Raw genomic sequence first — 16,266 nt, forward strand, 5'->3', positions numbered from 1 at the left:
GGGAATTAGAAGCCGAGGTTCAGACCAAGGGTGAAGGTGCGGGCACGCGGGTACACCACGTTGTCGATGCCGAGGTTGCCGTCGCGCACGGCCTCCGGGTCAAGGCCGCTGTATTTGGTGATGAGGAATGCATTCTGAACAGCGAAGGAAACCCCGAAGTTCGTGTTTTCACCGGCCAGGGAACCAAAGTTATAGCCCAGCGTGACGTTTTCCAGGCGCAGGAACGAGCCGTTCTCCAGGAAGTAGTCCGACAGCAGCACTTGGTCGGTGCCAGCCGTGAACCCGGACTTGTTGATTTCCGGCGTCACGTTGTAGAGGTAGTTAAGCGAGTTCGACGAGAAGTTCGCGCCCGAGCGGACGTTGTTGTACACGTAGTTGCCGATCTGCGAGCGGAACGTGAAGGCCAGCGAAGCCTTGCCGTAGCTCATGTTCGAGCCGAAGCCCAGCGAGGCTTTCGGGCGGGGCGACTTGTACTGGTAGCGGTCCGAGCCGTTGATGACGCCGTCGCCGTTGCGGTCCACCACTACGCCTTGCAGCGGGCGGCCGGTTTGCTTGTCGTACACTTGCTGGTACACGTAGAACGACTGGGCGGGGAAGCCCACCGAGTTGATCTGCACCGTGTTGCCCACGCCGCCCGAGATGCCGCCCACCAGGTTGCCCACGGTGTTGGCGTTGGCCACGTTGGTCAGGCTCTTGATTTCGTTGCGGTTGAAGGCCGCGTTGGCATTCACCGAGAGGTTAAACTGTTCGCCCTGTACGGCGTCCACGTTGGCCTGAATTTCGAGGCCGCGGTTCTGCAGCTTGCCCACGTTCAGGTTCAGCTCGTTGGTCAGGTTCACCAGAGCGGCCACCTGCGTGAAGCTCAGCAGATCTTTGGTGTCGCGCTGGTACACATCCACCGAACCGTAGAAGCGGCCGCCGAAGAAGCCGAAGTCCAGACCGGCGTTGTAGGTCGTAGTGGTTTCCCACTTCAGCTGGCCGTTGTAGCCCGAGCTACGCAGCGTGCGGATAAACTGGTCGCCGAACTGGTACTGCGCAGTGGTGGTGCTCAACTGGTAGCGGGGCAGGTAGTCGTAGAAACCGCCGATGTCCTGCTGGCCCGTCTGGCCCACGCCCACGCGCAGTTTCAGGTCCGATACCGTGGCGTTGTCCTTCAGGAACCCTTCGTCCTTGAGGCGCCACGCGAAGGCTGCCGAGGGGAAGTAGCCGAACTTGTTGTCGGTGGGGAAGCGCGACGAGCCGTCGGCGCGGAACGTGGCGGTGAAGAGGTACTTGCCGCTGAAGTTCAGGTTGGCGCGGCCGTAGAACGAAATCAGGTTGTACTGCTGCCGAATCGTGGAGTCGCCGTTGTAGGCGGCCACGGCGCGCTGGAACACGGTGCGGTCGGCGCGGTACTCGGGGAAGTTGTATTCGGTGTTCTTAAACTGCTGCCAGGAGTAACCGGCCAGCAGTTCGAGGCGGGTAGCGCCGAATTCGCGGTTGTACTTGCCGAAGGTTTCCAGCAGCAGGTTGTCGCGGTCTTGGCCGTAGTTGTTGTTGCGGCCGCCGCGGTTAAAGTCGGCGGCGGCGTTGGTCGGCACGAAGGTGGTGCCGCGGCCGCGCTGGATGTCGTAGCCGGCGTTGACGTTGGCGCTCAGGCCTTTCAGGAAGGGCAGTTGGTAGTCGAGCTGAATGTTGCCGATGCTGCGCTTCACGGTGCTTCGGTCGCGGCGCTGGTTCACCAGGCCCACCGGGTTGCGCGGGGCCAGGGCCACCAGGTCGCCGTTGGGCTGCAGGAACTGGAAGTAACCACCGTAAGGCGCAAACTGGGCTTCGCTGGAGCGCACCGGCTGGGTCGGGTCGAAGAACACGGCCCCGCCCACGGCGCCCTGGTCGGAGAAGTTGTTGTCGATCCACGAACCCTTCACGTTCATGTCCACGCGCAGCTTGCCGTCGAGCAGCAGGGGCGTCAGGCCCACCGAACCGGTGAAGCGCTTCAGGTCGTTGTTGATCAGCAGGCCCTGCTGGCCCAGGTAGCCGCCCGAAACGCGGTACGGCACTTTGCCGACGGCGCCGGTCACGCTGGCCGTGTTGTCGGTGGTGTAGGCGGTGCGGAAGATTTCCTTCTGCCAGTTGGTGTTGGCCGTGCCCAGCAAGGATTTGGACAGGGCGCTGCCGCGGGCGTTAACCAAGGCGCGGTACTCGTCGCCGTTGAGCACGTCCACGTACTTCACCGGGGTCGAAATAGCGTGCTGGCTCGTCACGTTCACGCGCAGCTTCTCGCCGGCCACGCCGCGCTTGGTGGTTACCAGCAGTACGCCGTTGGAGGCGCGCGAACCGTAGATGGCGGTGGCCGAAGCATCCTTCAGCACCGTGATGCTCTCGATGTCGTTCGGGTTGATGAGCGTCAGCGGGTTGGAAGCGCCTTTCAGCGTGCCGTTGTCCACCGGTACGCCGTCGATAACGATAAGCGGGTCGTTGGAGGCCGACAGCGAGGAGCCGCCGCGGATGCGGATCTGGGAGGCAGCGCCCGGCTGGCCGCTGGTAGTGGTGATTTGCACACCGGCTACTTTGCCCTGCACCAGTTGCTCGGGGTTGGTCACCTGGCCCTTCACGAACTGCTTCTCGGAGATTTGCTCTACCGAGCCGGTCAGATCCTGGCGGCGGGTGGTGCCGTAGCCCACAACCACTGCTTCGTTGAGCAGGGTGGTGTTTTCGCCCAGCGAGACGTTGGCCACGTTGGCCGTCTGCCCGGCCGTCACCGTTACGGGAATGCGCTGGGTGGAGAAGCCCACGAACGAGGCCACCACCGTGCGCGGGCCAGCCGGCACGTTCTGGATCAGGTACTGCCCGTCGGCATTGGTGGAGCTACCCAGCTGCGTACCCTCGATGATAACAGTAACGCCCGGAAGGGGCTGCTGCTTCTCGTCGAGTACGCGCCCGCTCACCGCCCCGGTTTGGGCAGCAGCGCTTAGCGTGCAGCAAATGAGAAAAAATAGCAGAAACCAGAGTTTCGGCAGGTACGAGTGCTTCATGATGACATGAAAAGGGTTGTGGGAAAATGGCAGGGATTGGCGAGGAGAACGGGAGGCCGCTGGCGCCGGGCGCTAACGTTTCCGGTAGCCCGGGAAACGGGCTGGCTAAGGCCCTTACGCATTAATAAACTGCGCAAGATATAGTTTTGGTTTTGGCAATTGCAACGGCGGAAATCAGCAAATAGCGCTGATTTTTGACTCGGTAAAACGGCCAAACAATTGTCATGACGCTGATTATCAGCGGCGACGCACCCCAAAAACTCCAAACGATTGCGTAGCAAGTGTAAGTGAGCGTTTAATCACCGAGGGTATTCGGTAGGCAAATTTCGCTGGTTTCTATCACTTTTGCGCTGTTAACCCCCCGATTATATGCGTCTTTTTTTTGTCTTGCTGACCCTGCTGGCCGGTAGCGCCCAAGCGCAAACCACTTTTCGGCTGGCGAGCATCCCCGCCAACACCCCGGCCGGGGCCACGCTCTACGTGGCGGGTTCGTTCAACGGGTGGAACCCGAGCAGCGCCGCCCACGCCCTGGCCCCGCAGCCCGACGGCAGCTACGCTGTCACGCTGCCGGCCACGGTGACCGGGGCGCTGGAGTTCAAGTTCACCCGCGGCAGCTGGGCCGCCGTCGAAACCGACGCCCAGTATCAGGACATAGCCAACCGGCGCTACACCGCCACCGGGGCCGCGGCCACGGTCACGCTGCAAGTGCTGGGCTGGAAGGACCTGGGCGGCGCGGCGCCCTGCCAGTCGACGGCCCTGCAGCCCAACGTGCAGGTCATCAGCACCAATTTTGCCATGCCTCAGCTGCCCGGCCGCACCCGTCGGGTGTGGGTGTATTTGCCCACGGGCTACGCCAGCAGCGGCGCGCGGCGCTACCCCGTGCTCTACATGCACGACGGGCAGAACGTATTTGACCAATGCACCAGCTTTTCGGGGGAGTGGGGCGTCGACGAGGCGCTGGTTGCGCTGCAGCAGAGCGGGCAGGACCCTACCGGCTGCATCGTGGTGGCCGTGGACAACGACGGGCAGCAGCGCCTCAACGAGTATTCGCCCTGGAACAACCCGCAGTACGGCGGCGGGCAGGGCGACCAGTACGTGGACTTCCTGGTGCAGACGCTCAAGCCCTACATTGACCAGCAGTACCGCACCCTGCCCGACCGCCTGAATACGGGTATCGGGGGCAGCAGCATGGGCGGGCTGATTTCGCTGTACGCCGCGCTGAAGTACCCGGCCGTGTTCGGGCGGGCGGCCTTGTTCTCGCCCGCGTTCTGGTTTGCCGAAGCCCCGCTCAAGGCTTACCTGCACCAGCACCGCGCCGCTGCCGGCCAGCCCACGCGCTTCTACTTCGTGGCCGGCACCCCGGAAAGCGCAACCATGGTGCCGCTGATGCAGGCCGTGCGCGACTCGCTGCAGCGCGCGGGCTACGCCGCCACCGACCTCAACGCCCAGGCCCTGGCCGATGGGCAGCACGCGGAGTGGTTCTGGCGCCGCGAGTTTCCGGCCGCCTACCAGTGGCTGTACCGGCCCGCCACGGCCACGGCCGCGCAACCCGGCGCGGCGGCGGCTTCCTTTCAACTGTTTCCCAATCCCGCGGCCCACACGCTGACGGTGCAGCTGCCCGCCGGCTGGCGGCGCGCCCGCATGGAAATCTTGGACTCGGCCGGGCGCGTAGTGCTGCGCCGGTCCCTGCGCAGCGCCGCCGAGGCCGTGGAGGTGGGCACGCTGCGCCGCGGCAGCTACGTAGTGCGGCTGCAGAGCGAAAAAACGACCGTCAGCCAACCTTTCGTGAAAGAATAGGTTGAAAGAACATTAGTAGATCCGCAAAACCAGCGGCTATTCGTCGGTGAATTTTAGAGGCAGGCAATTATTTGGGTGCTTATTTTGTGAATTGTTAAAATTTTAGCTCATTGTTTAAAATATTTTGATTGTTGCTTGGCATCTGTTGCCAAGCCGCGGTACTTTTGCAGCGTCAACCATTCACTCACCATGACACTTGCTTCAACCACGCCTCTGCTGCTTTGGTGGTGGCCCAACCGTTCTGCCGGTCGGGACCTGACCATTGCGTGCATAGCCTAATTTGAAGCAGTTGACCCTGCTACTCCTGAATGCTTAGCAGTGCAAGCCCGGCCCGCCAGCCGGGCTTGTTGCTTTTCGGAGCCGCCGCTACGCCTTCACCTCTTGCCGCTTTTCTATGCTGCCTACCATCACCCTGCGCACCCGCCACCTTCGCCTGCCCGCCGACACCGTCACGCCGGTGGGGCTGTACCTGCGGCTGCGCGACCAGTACCCCGGCTGCCTGCTGCTGGAAAGCTCCGACTACCACGCCCAGCAGAACGCCTTTTCTTACCTCGCCCTCGACGAACTGGCCCGCTTCGAGCTGCGCGGTGCCGAGCTGCTGGAGCGCCTGCCCGGCGGCCGGGAGCAGCGCCGCACCCTGCAGGACCCGCGCCACGAAGCCTTGGACTGCCTGCGCCAGTTTGCCGGCCGCTTTTCGGCCCCCGAAAGCGGACAGTCCTTCATCAGCGGCGGCTTGTTTGGCTTCATGGGCTACGGCGCGGCCCCGTACTGCGAGGACGTGACCTTCGACGCCGCCAAGCCCGCGCCCTACCGGCTGCCCGACGCGCGCTACGGCCTGTACCGCTACGTGCTGGCCCTGAACCACTACCGGCAGGAGCTGCACGTGTTCGAGCACACGCCCGAGGGGCAGGAGCCCGACGAAGCGGCCCTGCATCGCCTGCTGAGCGTGGTGCGCAGCCCCGTACGGCCCTCGTTCAGCTTCGCGCTGGAAGGTGAGGAGACGACCAACCAGACCGATGACGAATTCCGCCACGTACTGGCCCAGGGGCAGCGCCACTGCCTGCGCGGCGACGTGTTTCAGATTGTCCTCTCGCGGCGCTTTCAGCAGCGTTTCCGCGGCGACGAGTTTCAGGTCTACCGCGCCCTGCGGGCCATCAACCCCTCGCCCTACCTCTTCTACTTCGACTACGGCAGCTACCGCCTGCTGGGCTCCTCGCCCGAGCCGCAGCTGCGCGTGGCGGGCGGCGAAGCCAGCATCTTCCCCATTGCCGGCACCTTCCGCCGCACCGGCCACGACGCCGAGGACGCGGCCCTGGCCGAAAAGCTGGCCGCCGACCCCAAGGAAAATGCCGAGCACGTGATGCTAGTGGACCTGGCCCGCAACGACCTCGCCCGCCACGCCGAATCGGTGACGGTAAAGCGCTTCCGCGAAATTCAGTACTACTCGCACGTCATTCACCTCGTCAGCCACGTGCAGGCCACCCTGGCGCCGGGCACCGACTCGCTGCAAGTGGCGGCCGATACCTTTCCGGCCGGCACGCTCTCGGGTGCCCCCAAGGTGCGGGCCATGCAGCTCATCGAAGCGCTGGAGCCCTCGGCCCGCGGCCTCTACGGCGGCTGCCTCGGTCACCTGGGCCTGGACGGCAGCTTCAACCACGCCATTTTCATCCGCTCCTTCGTGAGCGTGGGCGGCACGCTCTACTACCAGGCGGGGGCTGGCGTGGTGGCCAAATCCGACCTCGAAGCGGAGCTCAACGAAGTACACCACAAGCTCGGCGCGCTGCGGCAGGCGCTCAAGCAGGCCGCCCGCGCCGGCGAAGAGGTGGTGGCCACCGAACTAGGCGAACGGGCACCGTTTCCCACCGCCGCGGTCTAACGCTGCTTTATCCGCCTGACCGATGAACATTCTCGTCTTCGACAACTACGATTCTTTCACCTACAACCTGGTGCAGGTGCTGCGCGAGCTGGGCCACGGCGCCCGGCTGACGGTGCGTCGCAACGACCAGCTCGACTTGGACGAGGTAGCGGCCTACGACGCGGTGCTCTTGTCGCCCGGCCCCGGCGTGCCGTCGGAAGCCGGGCTGATGCCCGCACTGATTCAGCGCTACGCCCCCGTCAAACGCATTTTGGGCGTGTGCCTGGGCCACCAGGGCATAGCCGAGAGCTTCGGCGCCGAGCTGGTGAACCTCACCGAGGTGCACCACGGCGTGGCCAGCCAGGCCACCGTGACGGTGCCCGACGAGCGGCTGTTTCAGGGGCTGCCGGCGCAGTTCAACGTGGGCCGCTACCACTCCTGGGCCGTGCGCCCCGGCTCGTTGCCCGACGCGCTGGAAGCCACTGCCCACGACAGCAGCGGCGAAATCATGGCCCTGCGCCACCGCCACTACGACGTGCGCGGGGTGCAGTTTCACCCCGAATCGGTGCTGACCGAGCACGGCCACCAGCTGCTCAGCAATTGGCTGGAAAGGTGAAGTTGTGAAGTAGTGAAAGGTGAATGGACTAACGCTGTCAATAGCCTTCACGCCCGAGCCAAACCGCTCTTCACAAGCTCACCACTTCCCAAATACACCCTTGCAATGAAAGACCTGCTCACCGCCTTATTCGACCACCACACCCTGAGCCGCCCTGAGGCGCACGCGCTGATGCTGCGCCTGGGCGAAGGGGAGGTCACGGACGTGGAAGCGGCTGCCCTGCTGGCCGTCTACCGCATGCGCCCCATCACCGTGCCCGAGCTGGCCGGCTTCCGCGACGCGCTGCTGGAGCTGTGCCGCGACCCGGAGCTGGGTACCCACGAAGTGCTCGACATCGTGGGCACCGGCGGCGACGGGAAGGCCACGCTCAACATCAGCACCCTGGCTTCCTTCGTGGTGGCCGGCGCCGGCTACAAGGTGGCCAAGCACGGCAACTTTGGGGTGTCGTCGCCGGTGGGCTCCAGCAACGTGCTGGCTTACTTCGGCTACGACTTCGACGCCGGCCCCGACCGCCTGCGCCGCCAGCTCGACGCGGCCGGCATCTGCTTTCTGCACGCGCCGGCCTACCACCCGGCCATGCGCCGCGTGGCCCCGGTGCGCCGCGACCTGGGCGTGCGCACCTTCTTCAACATGCTCGGGCCGCTGATCAACCCGGCCCGGCCGGCGGCGCAGCTGCTGGGCGTGTACAGCTTGGAGCTGCTGCGCCTCTACCAATACCTGCTCGAAGACGCCGGCACGCGCTACGCCGTGGTACACGCCCTCGACGGCTACGACGAGCTGAGCCTCACCGGCGAGGCCAAAATTGCCACCTCCGCCGAGGGCGAGCAGCTGCTCACGGCCGAAGCCCTGGGCCTGCCCGTGTGCCAGGCCGAGGAGCTGGCCGGCGGGCAGTCGGTGGAGGGCTCGGCGCGCATCTTCCGCGACGTGCTCGACGGCAAAGGTACCCGCGCCCAGTGCGACGTGGTGGCCGCCAACGCCGCCCTCGGCATCCGCTGCATCAACCCCCAGGTGTCGCTGGCCGACGCCCTCGAAGCCGCCTACGACTCGCTCGATTCCGGCCGCGCCCGCCGCGCCTTCATCGGCCTGCTAAACACGCAGTAGGGCTTCGTAGAGGAGCTTGCGCCTGCTCGCTGCGCACGGAAAACACTACCCGACGATGGAGGCGCAAGGTTGCATCTCGACGCCAGGATCTTACCATACTAACAACTCAACAGACCTCCCGAGTCGTCAGGCTTGCCCTCTCCCCAAGGAGAGGGGCCGGGGGTGAGGTTTCCCATGACAACGACCCTGAACACCCCCGACGTGCTGGCCCGCATTGTGGCCCACAAGCGGCAGGAAGTGGCCGAGCGCCGCGGCCTGGTGCCCGACAAGCTGCTGGAGCGCAGTCAATACCTCGACGCGCCCACGCTGTCCTTGCGCGGCTACCTGCGCCGGCCCGAGCTGAGCGGCATCATCGCCGAGTTCAAGCGCCGCTCGCCCTCCAAAGGCTGGATCAACGAGTTTGCGCCGGTGGAGCGCACCACGCTGGGCTACATGCAGGCCGGCGCTGCCGCCTTGTCGGTGCTGACGGATACCGAGTTTTTCGGCGGCAAAAACGAGGACCTGACCACGGCCCGGCGCTTCAACCTATGCCCGATTTTGCGCAAGGACTTCGTGGTGGACGCCTACCAACTGCTCGAAGCCCGCAGCATTGGTGCCGACGCGGTGCTGCTCATTGCCAGCGTACTCACGCCCCAGCAAATCCGCGAGCTGGGCCTGCAGGCGCAGGGCCTGGGCCTGGAAGTGCTGCTGGAAGTGCACGACAAGGAAGAGCTGGACCGCACGCTCGACGTGGCCCACGATGCCATCGACCTGGTGGGCGTAAACAACCGCGACCTGCGCGACTTCTCCGTGTCCTTGGAGCGCAGCCTGCAGCTGGTGGAGCACCTGCCGGCCCAGTTAGGCAAGGTGGCCGAAAGCGGCCTGCGCACCGCCCAGGACATCGATACGCTGCGCCGGGCCAGTTTTGAGGGCTTCCTCATCGGTGAAACGTTTATGCGCCACAGCCGCCCCGATCGGGCCTGCGCCGCCTTGGTGCAGCAACTGCGCGAACTATCGGCCGCCCGCTAGCCTTATCAGCGCTATGACCGTTTCCGCTGCCACCCTCACGCCCGCGCTGCCCAGCCCGCACCCCGACCGGCCGCTGCTAAAAGTGTGCGGGCTGAAATACCCCGCCAACGTGGCCGCCGTGGCCGCGCTGCCGGTGGACATGCTCGGCTTCATCTTCGCCCCAAAGTCGCCGCGCTACGCGCCCACGGCCCTGGACGCGGCCCAGCTGCGGGCCTTGCCGGTGGCCAAGGTCGGCGTGTTCGTCGACGAGCAGCCGGCGGTCATTCGCCGCACGGCCCTGCACTTCGGCCTCACGGCCGTGCAGCTGCACGGGCAGGAGTCGCCGGCCGACTGCGCGGCGCTGGCCGCCGCCGGGCTGCCGGTGCTCAAGGCCGTTGGGGTGGGGGAGCAGCTCGACCTCGGCCGCCTGGAAGCCTACGCCCCGCACTGCGCCTACTTCGTGTTCGACGCGGCCGGGCCGGCGGCGGGCGGCAACGGCACCACCTTCAACTGGGACCTGCTGCGCGACTACGACCTGCCCACGCCCTACCTACTGGCCGGGGGCCTCGGGCCCGACCACGCCGCCACGCTGCGGGCGCTGCAGCTGCCGGGCCTCGCGGGCTTCGACGTGAACAGCCGCTTCGAGCAAGGGCCCGGACTAAAAGACGCGGCGCGGCTGCGCACGTTTATCGACGAACTGCGCGGGTAGCGCTGCCCGCGTGGCAAGCAAGTCAGCTGCGCTACCGGTTACCCGCCGCCCCAAACCACACCAGAACGAATCATGAGCCACTACCAACCCTCCGCCCGCGGCTACTACGGCCAGTTCGGCGGCGCTTTTATCCCCGAAATGCTCTATCCCAACGTGGAGGAGCTGCGGGAGCAGTATCTGGACATTCTGGCCGATGAGAGCTTTCAGCGGGAGTACCAGCTGCTGCTGCGTGACTACGTAGGCCGCCCCACGCCGCTGTTCAAGGCCGAGCGCCTAAGCCAGCATTTTGGAGCCACCATCTACCTCAAGCGCGAGGACCTCTGCCACACCGGCGCCCACAAGGTCAACAACACCGTGGGGCAGATTCTGCTGGCCGAGCGCTTGGGCAAGAAGCGCATCATTGCCGAAACCGGGGCCGGGCAGCACGGCGTGGCCACGGCCACCGTCTGCGCACTGCGCGGGCTGGAGTGCATCGTGTACATGGGCGCCGTAGACATGGAGCGGCAGAAGCCCAACGTAGCCCGCATGCGCATGCTGGGCGCCGAGGTGCGGGCGGCCGTCAGCGGCTCCCAAACGCTCAAGGACGCTACCAACGAGGCCATCCGCGACTGGATCAGCAACCCCACGGACACGCACTACATCATCGGCTCGGTGGTGGGCCCGCACCCGTACCCCGACCTGGTGGCCCGGCTGCAGGCGGTTATCAGCGAGGAAATCCGCCGGCAGCTGCGGGAGAAAACCGGCTCGGAGCTGCCCGACTACGTGGTAGCCTGCGTGGGCGGGGGCTCCAACGCGGCCGGCGCCTTTTACCACTACCTCGACGAGCCGGCCGTGAAGCTGGTGGCCGTGGAAGCCGCGGGCCACGGCGTGGATACCGACAAGTCGGCCGCTACCTCGGTGCTGGGCCGGCCGGGCATCATCCACGGCAGCCGTACCCTGCTGATGCAGGACGAGCATGGGCAAATCACCGAGCCGCACTCCATCTCGGCCGGCCTCGACTACCCCGGCATCGGCCCGCTGCACGCTTTTCTGGCCGACTCCAAGCGGGCGCAGTTCCTGAGCATCACCGACGCCGATGCCCTGCAGGCCGCTCAGCTCTGTAGCCGCCTCGAAGGCATCATCCCGGCCCTGGAATCGGCCCACGCCATTGCCGCGCTACAGGTCATGGACTTGAAACCCACCGACGTGGTCGTGCTAAACCTCTCCGGCCGCGGCGACAAGGACCTGGAAACCTACCTGCGCGAACTGCACCTGGCTTAATGCTAACCTGACACGTCCTGGCGAGACATCTCGCGGGCTGACGCTGGATAAGCTGCCCGTTCGACGGTAGAGCTACTATCCGGCGAGATTCCCCGACTTCGCTCGGAATGACGTTTCGACGTAACGCGACATCCTCTTTGCTCATGCAAAACCGCTTTGCCGACCTGCTGGCCCGCAAGCCCCAGGGCCTGCTCAACCTCTACATCACCGCCGGCTACCCCGGCCGCCACGACACCGTGCCGCTGCTGCGGACGCTGGCCGAAGCCGGCGCCGACATTCTGGAAATCGGCGTGCCCTTTTCCGATCCGCTGGCAGACGGCCCGGTTATTCAGCAAACCAGCGCAGTGGCCCTGCGCAACGGCATGACGCTGAAGGCGCTGCTGCAGGAGCTGCGGGGCGTGCGCGAGGTGCTGCCCGACACGCCGCTGCTGCTCATGGGCTACCTCAACCCGGTTATGCAGCTGGGCATGGAGGAATTTTGCCGCCAGGCTTCCGCCGCCGGCATCGACGGCGTCATCCTGCCCGATTTGCCGGCTGAAGAGTACGCCGAATTCTACCAAGACACCTTCCGCCGTTACAACCTGCGCCCGGTATTTCTCGTGACCCCGCAAACCTCCGAGGCCCGCATCCGCCGCCTCGACGAGCTAACCGACGCCTTCCTCTACCTCGTGTCGGGTCCGGGGCTGACCGGCGGCAACCAAACCGCCGACCAGGGCGCCCAGCAGGCCTACCTGCAGCGCGTGGCCGCCCTGAACTTGCGCAACCCCCGCCTCGTCGGCTTCGGCATTGCGGATAAAGCGTCGTTTGAGCAAGCCTGTCAGCACGCCCACGGCGCCATCATCGGCTCGGCCCTGCTGCGCGCCCTCGACGGCGCCGCCGACCCGCACGCAGCCGCCCGGCAGTTTGTGCAAGGCATTCGGACAACCCAGCCTGCCTCGACGCCGGCTACTTCCTGATTTCCTCCAGCGTTTTCCCCGCTGTTCCCGGCCGGTGCTCTGCCGGAGTGCCGGCCCCTTTTCCTCGCTTTTCGCCGCCCCATGATTATTCACCTCGCCCCCGATCTTACCGCCGCCGACCAGGACACGCTGGTAGCCCAGCTGCGCGAGCTGCGCTTTAAAGTCACCCCGGTGCGCACCCAGCGCGCCGCCTACCTCGTGGCCCTGGGTCCCAAGGACGTCGACATCCGCCGCATCGGGGCCCTGCCCGGCGTGCGCGACGTGCACCGCGTATCCGACGACTACAAGCTCGTCTCGCGCAAGTGGCGCGTGCGCCCCACCGTCCTCGACCTCGGCGACGGTATCCATTTGGGCGAAGGTTCGCTGAGCATCGTGGCTGGTCCCTGCAGCATCGAAAACGAGGCTCAGATGGAGGCCGTGATGCAGCACCTGGTGCAAAGCGGCGTGCGGCTCATGCGCGGCGGCGTGTTCAAGCCCCGCTCGTCGCCGTACTCGTTCCGCGGCCTCGGGCTGGAGGGCCTGCGCGACTTTTACCGCCTGGCCCGGCAGCACGGCCTGCGCATCGTGACGGAGGTCATGCAGGTGTCGCAGGTGGAGGAAATGCTCGACTACGTGGATGTGTTCCAGGTAGGCGCCCGCAACACCCAGAACTTCAACCTGCTCGATGCCCTGGGCCAGGTCGACAAGCCGGTGCTGCTCAAGCGCGGCGTGTCGGGCACCATCGAGGAGCTGCTGCACTCGGCCGAGTACATCTTCTCGGGCGGCAACGAGCACATCATCCTCTGCGAGCGGGGCATTCGCACTTTCGAAACGGCCTCGCGCAATACGCTGGATCTGAACGCGGTGCCGATTCTAAAGGAAAAAACTCACCTGCCTGTGTTCGTCGACCCTTCGCACGGCATCGGCATCCGGGAACACGTGGCCCCGCTGGCCCTGGCCGGCGTGATGGCCGGCGCCGACGGCATCCTCTACGAAACCGCCCCGGTGCCCGAGCGCGCCGCCTCCGACGGGCAGCAGACGCTGAACTTCGACGAGTCGGCCCGGCTGGTGGAGGCGCTGCGCCGCACCTACGCCCTGCGCCAGGAGCTGGCCGAGCTGGAGCTGGTGTAAGCGGCCGGTAAACAGAACTTTGCGGCAAGGGCCGGGTTGAGGTTGTAAGTGGCCTTGCCCGGCCCTTTCTTCGCGTATGTTGTTCCAGTTCGGCCCGTACAGCTCCCTGCTGCTGCCCTTTTTCGTGCAGGGCATCGTGTTCAGCGTGCTGCTGCTGGTGCGCAGCTGGCGCCGCAGTGAGCCCGCCGACCGGTGGCTGGCCGCGCTCATTCTGCTGCTCACGGCCAACGTAGCCCAGTGGATGCTGGGCTTCGCCGGCTGGTACGACGCGCACAACGCCTACTCAACCTTCATGTTTTACTTCCCGTTTCCGATGTACCTGGGAGCGGGGCCGCTGTTCTATTTCTACTTCCGCAGCCTCACCAATCCGGCGTTTCGGCTGCAGCCGCGGCAGCGCTGGCATTTCGCGCCCTTTTTCGCCTACCTGGGCTGGTTCGCCGTCTGCTTCGGGGTCGATGTGCTGCTGCGCCACGGGCTGCTGGGCCAGCCCCTGCCCGAGCACTTCGGCACCAAAGGCGCGTTGATCAGCCTTAGCGGGGTGCACACCGCGGCCGAGCTGCTCAACTACGTCTCGCTGGCCGGCTACGGCTACCTCGCGCTGCGCGAGTTTCGGCAGTACGCCCGCTACCTCGACGACAACTTTTCCGATACCGAGCGGCGCCGCTTCCGCTGGTTGCGCCACGTGCTGGTGGCCGTGTTGGCGGGCACCATGGTGTCGGTGGCTTTTTCACTGGTGGGCTTGGGCGTGGAGCTGTCCTACGTGCAGTTTTGGTACAGCTACCTGTTTACCGGCGTGCTCCTCTATTACCTGAGCGTGGGCGGCTGGCAGGCCCAGCAGCAGTGGCGCGTACCGCTGCAGTTCGAGCCCGCTCCGCTGGGCGGCGACCCGGCCACTGCGCCGGCCGAAGTCCCGGTGGCCCCGGCGGATGCGGCAGCCGAAGCGCCGGCGGCCGAGCTGCTGCGCTGGACCGAGCGCCTGGAACAACTGATGCGCGCGGAACGGCCGTACCTGGAGCCCGATTTGTCCTTGGCTGAGCTGGCGGCGCGGCTGCGCACCAACCCTGTGGCCCTGTCCAAGGTCATCAACTCCGGGTTCGGGCAGAACTTCAACGACTTCGTCAACGGCTACCGCGTGACCGAAGCCGAGCGGCTGCTGATCGACCCGCGCTATCAGCATTACACGTTGGTAGCCATTGCGTTGGAGTCGGGGTTCAACTCCAAGTCGACGTTCAACCGGGTGTTCAAGAAGCTCCGGGGCGAAACGCCCAGCGAGGCGGCACTACGGCTCAAATCACAACCTGAGCCGTCCCAAATCATAACCTAAAGCGCAAGGCGGCGCCGGGCGGAGCAGTTTTGGGTCGTTCAACCAACCCCCAGCCCCGACCCATGAAAAAGCTGCTGTTTTCCGCCACCGCCCTGCCCAGCCTCCCCACCGACGTGGCCTGGCTGCTGTTTCGCCTGCACCTAGGCCTTTCCATCGCGCTGGGTGCTGGCTGGTCCAAGCTCGTCAACCTCAGCACCACCCGCGACCTGGACAAGCTGCTCGTCGACCCGGGGCAGCTCGGCACGCCCGACTGGTTTGTGCAGCAGGTGGCCGGCCTGGGCTTCACCTTTCCCTCGCCGTATTTCTGGGCGGCGGCAGCCGTGTGGGGCGAGTTTGTGGGCGGGCTGCTCATTGCCGCCGGGCTGCTCAGCCGCTGGAGCGCTCTGCAGCTGGCTGTGCAGTTTTTGGTCATTGCCTTTTTCTGGTACGAACACCCCGAGCCTCTCGTGGGCATGTACTACCAGCAGCTCTTGTTCTGGGCCTTCGTGGCGGTAGTGGCCGTCGGTCCCGGGCGGTATTCCCTGGATTACTGGCTCACGCAAGCCCGGCCGGAACGGGCAACTCCCGCCGGCTTGGCCGTGCGCGGAGCCGTGGCGGTGCTGGCGTTGGGGCTGCTGACTTCGGCTACCCGGGCCGGCGAAGTGCATTCCGATTTGCTGTTAGCCCCCGGTAAGGTGTTCGTGCTCGGCGGCGGGCAGGAAGCGGCTTTCCGGGTGGCGGCGCACAACGTTGGCCAAGCAGCCGTCGACGTGCAGGAACGGGGGGCCGACGGCCAGTTGGGTACCTCTTCCGTTCTGGCCCCCGGAGCGCGCACGATGCTGCGCTTTGCGGCGGGCTCGGCTGCCATCCTTACAAACGCCACCCCGGCGCAGGCCCGCTTGAGCCTGCGCATCAGCGGGGGCGCAGGCCTGGGCATGCGCTACGAAAGCGACGCGAACCGGCCCGCCACGTCTGTTTTCCCGACATCCGACCCGCAGGGGGCCGTCTTCCGCGCAGCTGATTTCCGCCCGCTGGTGGGCTATGATTGGCTGGGTACGCTCACCTATCGCGACTACCAAAGCCAGCGGCCAGTGACGCTGCGCACCCGGCTCAACGGCATGCAGGCGGGCCCGCAGGAACTGGTGCTCGATTACCAATACCAGGAACCGGAGGGCGGCATGGTCAAGGGCTTCGAGCGGCTGCGGCTGCGCCCCGACGGCCGGGGCGTGGAGTGGGACGGGCTGCCCATGCGCCTAGAGCTGCGCCAGCTCCTGCCCGACAGCACCGTGCAGCTGGTGCTGCTGGGGGAGGGGCAAGACGACAACCGCCCCGCGGCCATCCGGCGCACTGTGCTCTTGGCCCCGCGGCAGTGCAGCATCCGCAAGGACGTGCGCTTTGCCGGGCAAGCGGAGTGGCTGCAACGCCACGAGTACCGCTTCAGTCGCTAGTACTAGTCGCTGAAAATTATTGGCTCGAACCCAGGTTGGGTTGTACACTTGCAAAATCTTGCTAATTTTGCCTACATCATGCTGCACCAGGCCATTAATCGCAACTTTAC

General features: G+C 65.7%; 12 protein-coding genes. 11 read left to right on the forward strand and 1 reads right to left on the reverse strand.

Annotated elements, in window-relative coordinates; all coding sequences use genetic code 11:
- Positions 1–5 precede the first annotated feature (5 nt).
- Positions 6–3,014, reverse strand: a complete 3,009-nt coding sequence (locus tag LJ737_RS18805) for a SusC/RagA family TonB-linked outer membrane protein (protein ID WP_227768292.1) — start codon at positions 3,012–3,014, stop codon at positions 6–8.
- A 369-nt stretch (positions 3,015–3,383) separates the two neighbouring features.
- On the opposite strand from LJ737_RS18805, the gene LJ737_RS18810 reads away from it, so the two are divergent.
- The 11 genes from LJ737_RS18810 (at position 3,384) to LJ737_RS18860 (ending at position 16,156) form a co-directional block, all read left to right on the forward strand.
- Positions 3,384–4,811, forward strand: a complete 1,428-nt coding sequence (locus LJ737_RS18810; RefSeq protein ID WP_227768293.1) for an alpha/beta hydrolase-fold protein — start codon at positions 3,384–3,386, stop codon at positions 4,809–4,811.
- A 394-nt stretch (positions 4,812–5,205) separates the two neighbouring features.
- A complete protein-coding gene (locus LJ737_RS18815; protein WP_227768294.1) occupies positions 5,206–6,687 on the forward strand; it encodes an anthranilate synthase component I family protein in 1,482 nt (493 codons plus the stop codon).
- Between the two features lie 22 nt (positions 6,688–6,709).
- Positions 6,710–7,282 carry an anthranilate synthase component II gene (locus LJ737_RS18820; protein ID WP_227768295.1) on the forward strand — a complete coding sequence of 191 codons (573 nt, stop codon included), beginning with the start codon at positions 6,710–6,712 and terminating at the stop codon, positions 7,280–7,282.
- Between the two features lie 105 nt (positions 7,283–7,387).
- Positions 7,388–8,383 (forward strand): anthranilate phosphoribosyltransferase, encoded by a 996-nt coding sequence (gene trpD, locus LJ737_RS18825; protein ID WP_227768296.1) that lies wholly within the window; start codon positions 7,388–7,390, stop codon positions 8,381–8,383.
- 174 nt (positions 8,384–8,557) lie between these two features.
- Positions 8,558–9,391, forward strand: coding sequence for an indole-3-glycerol phosphate synthase TrpC (gene trpC, locus LJ737_RS18830; protein ID WP_227768297.1), 834 nt, complete (start codon positions 8,558–8,560; stop codon positions 9,389–9,391).
- A gap of 13 nt (positions 9,392–9,404) precedes the next feature.
- Positions 9,405–10,079 (forward strand): phosphoribosylanthranilate isomerase, encoded by a 675-nt coding sequence (locus tag LJ737_RS18835; RefSeq protein ID WP_227768298.1) that lies wholly within the window; start codon positions 9,405–9,407, stop codon positions 10,077–10,079.
- Between the two features lie 72 nt (positions 10,080–10,151).
- A complete protein-coding gene (gene trpB, locus LJ737_RS18840; protein WP_227768299.1) occupies positions 10,152–11,339 on the forward strand; it encodes a tryptophan synthase subunit beta in 1,188 nt (395 codons plus the stop codon).
- A 143-nt stretch (positions 11,340–11,482) separates the two neighbouring features.
- Positions 11,483–12,295: a tryptophan synthase subunit alpha gene (gene trpA, locus LJ737_RS18845; protein WP_227768300.1), complete on the forward strand. Its 813-nt coding sequence runs from the start codon at positions 11,483–11,485 to the stop codon at positions 12,293–12,295.
- A gap of 81 nt (positions 12,296–12,376) precedes the next feature.
- A complete protein-coding gene (locus tag LJ737_RS18850; protein WP_227768301.1) occupies positions 12,377–13,405 on the forward strand; it encodes a bifunctional 3-deoxy-7-phosphoheptulonate synthase/chorismate mutase in 1,029 nt (342 codons plus the stop codon).
- Positions 13,406–13,481: 76 nt separating this feature from the next.
- Complete coding sequence (locus tag LJ737_RS18855) at positions 13,482–14,729, forward strand: helix-turn-helix domain-containing protein (protein ID WP_227768302.1); 1,248 nt, start codon at positions 13,482–13,484, stop codon at positions 14,727–14,729.
- A gap of 62 nt (positions 14,730–14,791) precedes the next feature.
- Positions 14,792–16,156, forward strand: a complete 1,365-nt coding sequence (locus LJ737_RS18860) for a DoxX family protein (RefSeq protein WP_227768303.1) — start codon at positions 14,792–14,794, stop codon at positions 16,154–16,156.
- Positions 16,157–16,266 lie beyond the last annotated feature (110 nt).

Source organism: Hymenobacter sp. 15J16-1T3B, assembly GCF_020711235.1.
Classification (GTDB): domain Bacteria; phylum Bacteroidota; class Bacteroidia; order Cytophagales; family Hymenobacteraceae; genus Solirubrum.

Coding starts and splice junctions, on each gene's coding strand:
- LJ737_RS18805 (WP_227768292.1), bottom strand. CDS start 3,014: ATGAAGCACTCGTACCTGCCGAAACTCTGGTTTCTGCTATTTTTTCTC.
- LJ737_RS18810 (WP_227768293.1), top strand. CDS start 3,384: ATGCGTCTTTTTTTTGTCTTGCTGACCCTGCTGGCCGGTAGCGCCCAA.
- LJ737_RS18815 (WP_227768294.1), top strand. CDS start 5,206: ATGCTGCCTACCATCACCCTGCGCACCCGCCACCTTCGCCTGCCCGCC.
- LJ737_RS18820 (WP_227768295.1), top strand. CDS start 6,710: ATGAACATTCTCGTCTTCGACAACTACGATTCTTTCACCTACAACCTG.
- trpD (WP_227768296.1), top strand. CDS start 7,388: ATGAAAGACCTGCTCACCGCCTTATTCGACCACCACACCCTGAGCCGC.
- trpC (WP_227768297.1), top strand. CDS start 8,558: ATGACAACGACCCTGAACACCCCCGACGTGCTGGCCCGCATTGTGGCC.
- LJ737_RS18835 (WP_227768298.1), top strand. CDS start 9,405: ATGACCGTTTCCGCTGCCACCCTCACGCCCGCGCTGCCCAGCCCGCAC.
- trpB (WP_227768299.1), top strand. CDS start 10,152: ATGAGCCACTACCAACCCTCCGCCCGCGGCTACTACGGCCAGTTCGGC.
- trpA (WP_227768300.1), top strand. CDS start 11,483: ATGCAAAACCGCTTTGCCGACCTGCTGGCCCGCAAGCCCCAGGGCCTG.
- LJ737_RS18850 (WP_227768301.1), top strand. CDS start 12,377: ATGATTATTCACCTCGCCCCCGATCTTACCGCCGCCGACCAGGACACG.
- LJ737_RS18855 (WP_227768302.1), top strand. CDS start 13,482: ATGTTGTTCCAGTTCGGCCCGTACAGCTCCCTGCTGCTGCCCTTTTTC.
- LJ737_RS18860 (WP_227768303.1), top strand. CDS start 14,792: ATGAAAAAGCTGCTGTTTTCCGCCACCGCCCTGCCCAGCCTCCCCACC.